The organism is Vibrio sp. D173a (genome assembly GCF_030248475.1).
The window spans coordinates 1-1,240 of sequence record NZ_JAHGAH010001572.1; the positions used below are offsets into that span (position 1 = coordinate 1).

General features: G+C 48.7%; 1 protein-coding gene and 1 pseudogene. Both read right to left on the minus strand.

The features are described 5' to 3' along the window. The coding region (locus KIV40_RS34815) for a transporter substrate-binding domain-containing protein (protein WP_285354030.1) at positions 1 to 724 on the minus strand (724 nt) is incomplete at its 3' end. Between the two features lie 60 nt (positions 725 to 784). Next, positions 785 to 1,240 (minus strand): annotated as a pseudogene (locus KIV40_RS34820) (response regulator); the annotation flags it as partial.

Sequence of the window (1,240 nt, forward strand, 5' to 3'; positions counted from 1 at the left end):
ATAGAGACAGCATTAATGACTCTTGAGGCTGCTCGCGTAGCAATGCTGAAAGGGCAAGAGCATCACCGATGTAGGCATCAACGCGATTCTCTTTGATGGCTGAAAACGCGGCTTGCGTACTATTTAAGGTCGTCACTCGACTATCGGGCAGAAGACTAGGAAGCAGCTCATTCAGTGCGAAGCCTTTTTCTAAAGCAAGATTCGCGGTCGCGAGATCACTCAGTTGATTAACCGTTTGTTGTTGGGTGATGACAGCGCGACGGATTGAAAACATCGGCTCACTGAACGCCATATATTCTTGACGCTCTTTTGTGGCTGAAACACCGACCAACAAATCGAGTTCACCTTGCTCAAAGGCTTGCAATACAGCACTGAAGGTTGGGTAGAGATAGATCTCATAATCAAATCCTACGTTGGCTGAGACTCGCTCTAGCATGGTGATCAATAGCCCCTCGGTGACAGTGTTGCCAGCCTGAGTCTGATGTTGATAACTATAAGGCACCATATCGTAGGCAGGTAGACCAACCCTAAGCACGACTTGATTCGGTGAGTGAGTGTTTGCTGTTGCTTGAGTGGATGTTGATGCTTGAGTCGCGAAAGGTTGAGCATCTAGGGTCTGAAAGTGCTCCTCAGCCAGCAGTGCGTTGGGCAGCGCCAATAACAACCAGCAGCCCAAAACGGTGAAAAAGCGCTGTATTAGGGTTTGAATACCGTCGTATTGCATGAAGACATCCTGTCGTTAGCGGTTCATTTTTTGTAAGCTCGGTAAATTCGATCAGCTCGATTAGCTCACAGTAGCAGGCGCACTTTTATTGAGCGGAGGCAGCGCGAAGTTGTCTGCTTGTTGGAGTGCTATTCGCTGCAGAAGTGCAAGACCGCTGCTGTCGGTTTTTAGCAATGTGTCGAGTTGGCGTGTTATCTGCTCAACCTTCTCTTGCACACCCAGCGATTGGTAACACAGTGCCATTAAGAAGAACGCCTCGATGTCGTTCTCAGAAAACTCATTGCTACAGCTGCTATCGATATGTGCTCGCGCGGAGTCCGGTTGATTGAGTTGGATAAGCTGTAAACTGTGACATAACTTAAGCAGGGGTTTGCTGAGCGCATAGCTCTTTTCTGAATGAGAAAGCCTCTGCCAAGCAGCTTCAGGACGCCACAGCTGCAGCTCTTTCTCTGTCAGGTTGGAAGAGTCACACCACAAGATCAAAGCGCGCTTACCTGTCGAATCCCAAATTGAGTG